Source organism: Massilibacteroides sp. (genome assembly GCF_028705895.1).
Classification (GTDB): domain Bacteria; phylum Bacteroidota; class Bacteroidia; order Bacteroidales; family Tannerellaceae; genus Massilibacteroides.
In genome coordinates this window covers 1-6,769 of record NZ_JAQWCQ010000095.1, presented here as the reverse complement: position 1 = coordinate 6,769, position 6,769 = coordinate 1, and the positions used below count along the sequence as shown (strand labels likewise).

6 protein-coding genes are annotated in these 6,769 nt (G+C 40.2%); 3 read left to right on the top strand and 3 right to left on the bottom strand.

Annotated features, from left to right (window positions below; translation table 11 throughout):
* Nucleotides 1-2 precede the first annotated feature (2 nt).
* The 3 genes from PHT93_RS14860 (at nt 3) to PHT93_RS14850 (ending at nt 2,452) form a co-directional block, all read left to right on the top strand.
* Nucleotides 3-548: a DJ-1 family glyoxalase III gene (locus PHT93_RS14860; RefSeq protein ID WP_300244503.1), complete on the top strand. Its 546-nt coding sequence runs from the start codon at nt 3-5 to the stop codon at nt 546-548.
* 106 nt (nt 549-654) lie between these two features.
* Nucleotides 655-1,518, top strand: a complete 864-nt coding sequence (locus PHT93_RS14855; protein ID WP_300244501.1) for a pyridoxamine kinase — start codon at nt 655-657, stop codon at nt 1,516-1,518.
* Nucleotide 1,519: 1 nt separating this feature from the next.
* On the top strand, nt 1,520-2,452 hold the full coding sequence (locus PHT93_RS14850; protein ID WP_300244505.1) for a 2-dehydropantoate 2-reductase: 933 nt from the start codon (nt 1,520-1,522) through the stop codon (nt 2,450-2,452).
* Nucleotides 2,453-2,524: 72 nt separating this feature from the next.
* On the opposite strand, the gene PHT93_RS14845 is transcribed toward PHT93_RS14850, so the two are convergent.
* From PHT93_RS14845 to lysS, 3 genes are read right to left on the bottom strand one after another with little or no spacing between them, the layout of a single operon-like run.
* On the bottom strand, nt 2,525-3,868 hold the full coding sequence (locus PHT93_RS14845) for a glucose-6-phosphate isomerase (RefSeq protein ID WP_300244498.1): 1,344 nt from the start codon (nt 3,866-3,868) through the stop codon (nt 2,525-2,527).
* A gap of 18 nt (nt 3,869-3,886) precedes the next feature.
* Entirely contained in the window at nt 3,887-4,882 is a 996-nt protein-coding gene (locus PHT93_RS14840; RefSeq protein WP_300244494.1) for an NAD(P)H-dependent glycerol-3-phosphate dehydrogenase, read from the bottom strand.
* A gap of 10 nt (nt 4,883-4,892) precedes the next feature.
* The gene (lysS, locus tag PHT93_RS14835; protein WP_300244491.1) at nt 4,893-6,623 is read right to left on the bottom strand and encodes a lysine--tRNA ligase; all 1,731 of its coding nucleotides are present in this window, start codon (nt 6,621-6,623) and stop codon (nt 4,893-4,895) included.
* Between the last annotated feature and the right edge of the window lie 146 nt (nt 6,624-6,769).

Genomic DNA, 6,769 nt, shown 5'->3' with positions numbered 1-6,769 from the left:
GTATGAAAAAAGCATTCGTATTTCTCGCAACAGGCTTTGAAGAGACAGAAGCCATAGGAACAGTGGACGTGTTGCGTCGCGGAGGTATTGAAGCCGTTACGGTTTCTATAACAGGAGCCAAACAAGTGAGCGGTGCTCACGGTGTTGACGTGGTTGCCGATGTTTTATTTACAGAAGCGGATTTTTCGGAAGCAGATGTATTGATTTTGCCGGGAGGGATGCCCGGAAGTAACAATCTTAATGCGTTTGAACCGCTTAAAGAGTTATTATTAGAACAGTATAGAAAAGAAAAAGCAATAGCTGCTATATGTGCTGCGCCTCTTGTTTTCGGAGGATTAGGTTTGCTGAAAAACAGAAAGGCTACATGTTATCCAAGTTTCGAACCTAAATTAATAGGTGCAACAATTACTGACGAAGCCGTTGTGGCAGATGGTAACGTTATAACAGGAAAAGGACCAGGTCTGGTATTCGACTTTGCCTTGGCTATTGTTGCTCATCTTAAAGGAGAGGCCGTTGCAGAAGAAGTCGCTGCGGGATTATTATTATAATACACTTTCTGAAATAATAAAATGAGAGGCGGACAATACTTTAGTCCGCCTCTTTTGTTATATATAGTATGGGATTATTACTTTTGTGTATCAATAAAAAAATAAAATGAAGAAAATAACAAGACAAAAACGGGTTGCTGCGATACATGACATTTCCGGTTTCGGTAAATGCTCATTAACGGTAGCCCTCCCTATACTCTCAGCTGCTGGTATTGAAGCAGCTGCTTTACCTACGGCTGTGTTGTCAACTCATACCGGAGGAATCAGTGGGTTTACCTATCGTGATTTAACGGATGATATTCGTCCTTTTACAGAACATTGGTATTCTTTAGGTCTGCATTTTGATGCAATTTACAGTGGTTTCCTGGGATCTTTTGAACAGTTAGATTTGGTGGGTGAGTTTTTCGATAAATTCAAGACAGACGATAATCTTATACTCGTTGATCCGGTCATGGCAGATAACGGTGAAATGTATAAAATATTCACTCCGGATTTCGCTGCTGGTATGGCAAATCTTTGTCGGAAGGCGGATATTTTAGTTCCCAATATAACGGAGGCAGCATTCCTTTTAGGCGAAACATATAAAGAAGGTCCCTATTCGAAGGCTTTTGTAGAAGGTTTGCTTAAAAAACTTTCAGAACAACTTAACGTGAATAAAATAGTTCTTACCGGAGTCTTCTTTGATGAAAAAGAGCTGGGTGCTGCGACCTATGATAGGACAACCGGAGTCGTTGATTATATCTTAGCACCGCGTATCCCGGGATATTATCATGGAACAGGAGATGTTTTTGGAAGTGCGTTGCTGAGTGGTTTGTTAAACGGTTTCAGTCTGTCTGATTCAGCAGGAATAGCTGTTCGCTATACAACTGAAAGCATTAAACGTACATTTGAAGCAAAAACAGATATTCGTTTTGGTGTTGATTTCGAGCGGAGTATCCCTAATTTCTTAAAGGACTTGAATTTGTTGTAAAATAGTTATGATAAGAATTGCAATCTCAGGAATAGGCGCAGTAGGTGGCTATTATGGTGGCCTGTTAGCGCATAAATACCGGAATTCTTCTGATGTAGAAGTGTGTTTTATTTCTCGTGGGGAGAACATGCGTGTTATTAAGGAAGATAGTTTACAAATCAAGACGCCCGGAGAGACACTTGTTGCTTACCCTGATATAATAACCGACCGACCGGAAGAAATAGGAACAGTCGATTTTCTACTCTGCTGTACGAAAAGTTATGATCTGGAAGAAAATCTTCGTTGTCTGACTCCTGTTATCGGAGAGAATACGGTTGTGGTACCTTTCCTGAATGGGGCAGATATAACGGAACAGATAGAAGCAATATTACCCTCTTCTGAAATCTGGCAGGGCTGTGTTTATATTGGCGCACGCCTTGTAGGGCCAGGTGTAGTCAGTAAGTATTCCGCTAAGGAACATTTGTTTTTCGGTAGCGAAAAGGTCGGACAAGAACGACAGGAAGAATTGCTTCAATTATTAGTCGATGCAGGCATAAATGCTTTTAATCCTACAGACATAACAAAGCGGATCTGGAAGAAATTCTTTATGATATCCACTGCAGCAACGATTACTTCTTATTACGACAGACCGATAGACGAGGTGATAAAAACGAATTATGAAGCGTTTAAATCTCTTTGCGTAGAACTTAAAAACTTAGCATCTGCTAAAGGAATCCAATTGGAGGATGATATTATTGATACGACGCTGGAAACACAAAAAATGATGCCTCCCGGATCAATAACATCCATGCACCATGATTTTAAACAAGGAAAGAATACTGAGTTGGAAAATCTCACAGGATATGTTGTTCGAGAAGCAAAAAGATTGAATCTTGAAGTTCCAACTTATAATATGATGTACGAGGCGCTGTCAACAAAGCAAAATCAGAAATAACCATTCTCCTATATACAATCATAGAGACAACAGAACTGTCGTCTCTATGATAATATCTGTATTATTTAGAAATTACAAACGAGATTTAATCGCTGCACTTTCTTTTTCGTATCCGGGTTTGTTCAATAACGCAAACATATTTTTCTTGTAAGCCTCTACTCCCGGTTGGTTGAATGGATTTACGTCCAACATATAACCACTGATACCGCAAGCCTTTTCAAAGAAATAGAATAATTGTCCTATATAATAAGCATTTACCTGAGGTAATGTAATCTTAATATTAGGTACGCCACCGTCCACGTGAGCCAATTGAGTTCCCAGTTCGGCCATTTTGTTTACTTCATCTACCCGTTTGCCGGCAAGGAAGTTCAGACCGTCCAAATCTGCTTCGTCAGAAGGAACAAGAACCGTTCTGTCTGCATTCTCAACAGAGATTACCGTTTCAAAAATAGTACGTTCACCTTCCTGAATCCATTGTCCCATAGAATGAAGATCAGTCGTCAAATCTACTGACGCCGGGAAAATACCCTTGTTGTCCTTACCTTCACTTTCTCCGTAAAGTTGTTTCCACCATTCTGCTATATAATGCAATTTCGGATGGAAGTTGGCTAAGATTTCTATTTTCTTCCCGCTTTTATATAATTCGTTGCGAACAGCAGCGTAGATAGTAGCCATGTTTTCGGCAAAAGGAACAGTATCTGCTGTTGTCTTTTCCATAGCCACTGCACCCTTGACTAATTCGCGGATGCTGATTCCCGCTACAGCGATAGGAAGCAACCCAACCGGAGTAAGAACAGAGAAACGTCCGCCCACATTATCCGGAATAATGAATGTCTTATATCCTTCCTGATTCGCTAATGTGCGAAGAGCCCCTTTCTTTTCGTCCGTAATGGCCACAATGCGTTCTTTCGCTTCAGCCTTACCTACAGCATCCTCCAATTGTTTCTTCAGAATACGAAAAGCCAAAGCCGGTTCCGTAGTTGTTCCCGATTTGGAAATATTGATTAGTCCGAACTCTTTACCCTTCAAAAGTTCAGTCAGTTCATACAAATAATCTTCACCTATATTATGTCCGGCATATACCAATACCGGATTCTTACGCTCATTTTGCAGCCAATCAAAACTGCTATTAAGTGCTTCAACAACGGCCTTAGTTCCCAAATAGCTACCACCGATACCAATAGCTACAATTACTTCACATTTAGAACGTAATTTTGCAGCAGTATTCTCTATATCAGCCAATTCAGCTTCCGTAATTGAAGAAGGAAGATTCAACCAGCCAAGGAAATCATTTCCCTCACCAGTACCCTGATGTAACTTTACATTTGCAGCGTTAGCCTTAGCTTCCTGCGCATATACTTGCTCTTTGGTTATTTTACCAAGAGCTTTTTCAATGTTTAAACTAATGTTCTTCATATTTTTTTAATGTCTGATTTATTTAAAGGTATCGCTCAATTGTTTGATTACCGCAACAGGAGATTTACGTTCATAGAGAATTTGGTATAAAGCATCTAAAATCGGCATATTTACCTGATACTTTTCATTGATCTCATGAATACATTTTGTGCCGTAATATCCTTCAGCAATCATTTCCATTTCAAGTTGAGCTGTTCTGACAGAATAACCTTTGCCGATCATTGTTCCGAAAGTACGATTCCTGCTGAATCTGGAATAAGCGGTAACCAATAGATCTCCTAAATAGGCTGAATCGGTAATATCTCTTGCAAGTCCATGTACCGCATGTACAAAATTACGCATTTCTTCTATTGCATTGCATATGAAAACAGCCTGAAAATTGTCTCCGTATTTCATGCCGTGGCAAATTCCGGCTACTATCGAATAGACATTTTTCAGAACAGAGGCATACTCTATCCCCTCCACATCCTCACAACAGGAACTTTTGAGGTACGAATTTTTGAATATCTCGGATAATATCCTCGCTTTTTCAATATCCCGACAAGCAAGAGTCAAATAAGACAAACGTTCAAAAGATATTTCTTCCGCGTGACAAGGCCCTCCGATAATGGCAATGCTATTTTCCGGCACTTCGTAATATTGCGTAAAATAATCAGCAATTAACATATTTTCGTCAGGAACAATACCCTTTATTGCTGATACGATAAACTTGTCTTTTAGCGAAATAGATACCTTTTCTAAATGTTGTTTCAAAAAAGGAGATGGAGTTGCAAAAATTAATGTGTCGGATTCACGTATTATCTCATTTATATCTGAAAAAAAACGAATCTTATTTATGTCAAAATAAATACTGGACAGATAAGAAGGATTATGTTTCATACGCTTGAAATCTTCAATCTGCTCAGTCCTTCGCATGTACCAATTAATGGAATCCTGATTTTCTAACACGATTTTAGCCAAGGCGGTAGCCCAGCTACCACCTCCCATAATCGCAATTTTACCGGGAAAATTCATCTCGTTACTTTTATTTTGCTGCGTTAGCAATCCATGCTTCCACAATCTCAATCGCCGGATTCTGTAATCCCAACTTATGTTTTTTATTCAATTCGCAAACTTCCTGTCTTAGTTTATTCGGGTTCACATCCTTGAATAATTCAACCGTGATATACCCTGCTTTCTGGAGTGCCGGAACCCATTCTGCATCAATCCCTATTGCTACGTATTTTTCTGCAGAATCTTTTTTGACCGTCTTTTCCGGGCGCATCTGTGGGAAGAATAACACTTCCTGGATGCTTTCCTGACCCGTCAGGAACATTACCAAACGATCCATACCAATGCCCATACCACTTGTAGGAGGCATACCGTATTCCAAAGCACGCAAGAAATCGTTGTCTATAAACATCGCTTCGTCATCCCCCTTTTCACTCAGTTTTAACTGGTCTTCAAAACGCTCGCGTTGATCGATCGGATCATTCAATTCCGAATAGGCGTTAGCCAATTCTTTGCCGTTCACCATCAATTCAAAACGTTCGGTCAGTTCAGGATTATTACGGTGCTTCTTCGTTAACGGTGACATTTCAATCGGATAATCCGTAATGAAAGTCGGCTGTATATAATTACCTTCACATTTTTCTCCGAAGATTTCATCGATGAGTTTACCCTTACCCATTGTTTCGTCTTGTTCAACTCCTAATTGTTTGCATACATCGCGAAGCTGGTTTTCACTCATGCCGGCAATATCGACCCCCGTATGTTCTTTAATCGCATCGATCATCGTAACGCGTTTGTACGGCGCTTTAAAATCAATTTCTTTACCGCCGATCATTACTTTAGTCGTGCCGAGAACATCCAGGCAGATTTTTTCTATCATCTGTTCCGTGAACTCCATCATCCAGTTGTAATCCTTGTAGGCAACATAGATTTCCATGGCAGTAAACTCCGGATTGTGCGTTCTATCCATACCTTCATTACGGAAATTACGACTGAATTCGTATACTCCCTCAAATCCACCTACAATAAGGCGTTTCAGGTACAACTCATTCGCGATACGCAGATATAAAGGAATATCTAACGCATTATGATGTGTGATGAACGGACGGGCTGCCGCTCCACCCGGAATGCTCTGTAGCACAGGAGTATCTACCTCCAGATAACCCCGGCTGTTGAAGAATTCACGCATGGAGTTAAATATTTTTGTACGTTTAATGAAGATGTCTTTTACGCCTTCATTTACAACCAAATCAACATAGCGTTGGCGATAACGCATTTCTTCATCACTAAACCCATCATAAGTTACACCGTCTTTAACTTTTACGACAGGTAGTGGCTTGATTGATTTAGCTAATACCGTTAATTCCTGCGCATGAACAGAGATTTCACCCATCTGGGTACGGAATACAAATCCTTTGATACCGATAAAATCACCTATATCCGTTAACTTCTTAAATACAGTATTATAGAGTTCTTTGTCTTCTCCCGGACAAATATCATCGCGGGTGATATACACCTGGATTCTTCCTTCTGCATCCTGAAGCTCTAAAAAAGAGGCTTTACCCATGATGCGTCGCGTCATGATACGCCCGGCGATGCAAACAGAGCGAGGCTCATCTTCGTCTTTAAACGAGGCCTTTATCTCAGTTGAGTATGCATTGGTTTTGTACTCTGCAGCGGGGTAGGGATCTATGCCTAACTGGCGGAGTTGCTCCAAGCTACCGCGTCTGATTATCTCCTGTTCACTAAGTTCTAATAGGTTCATTCTATTATTGTTTTGTATATAACGAGGCAAAAGTACAAAACTTTGTGCAAATCCCCTTTCTCTTCCATATCAAAATGAGTTTTGCTTTGAAAACACGAATGTCTTTCTATGGAGATATTAAAAACGAAATACCCCTGTTGGCGGAA

Coding starts and splice junctions, on each gene's coding strand:
- lysS (WP_300244491.1), bottom strand. CDS start 6,623: ATGAACCTATTAGAACTTAGTGAACAGGAGATAATCAGACGCGGTAGC.
- PHT93_RS14855 (WP_300244501.1), top strand. CDS start 655: ATGAAGAAAATAACAAGACAAAAACGGGTTGCTGCGATACATGACATT.
- PHT93_RS14860 (WP_300244503.1), top strand. CDS start 3: ATGAAAAAAGCATTCGTATTTCTCGCAACAGGCTTTGAAGAGACAGAA.
- PHT93_RS14845 (WP_300244498.1), bottom strand. CDS start 3,868: ATGAAGAACATTAGTTTAAACATTGAAAAAGCTCTTGGTAAAATAACC.
- PHT93_RS14840 (WP_300244494.1), bottom strand. CDS start 4,882: ATGAATTTTCCCGGTAAAATTGCGATTATGGGAGGTGGTAGCTGGGCT.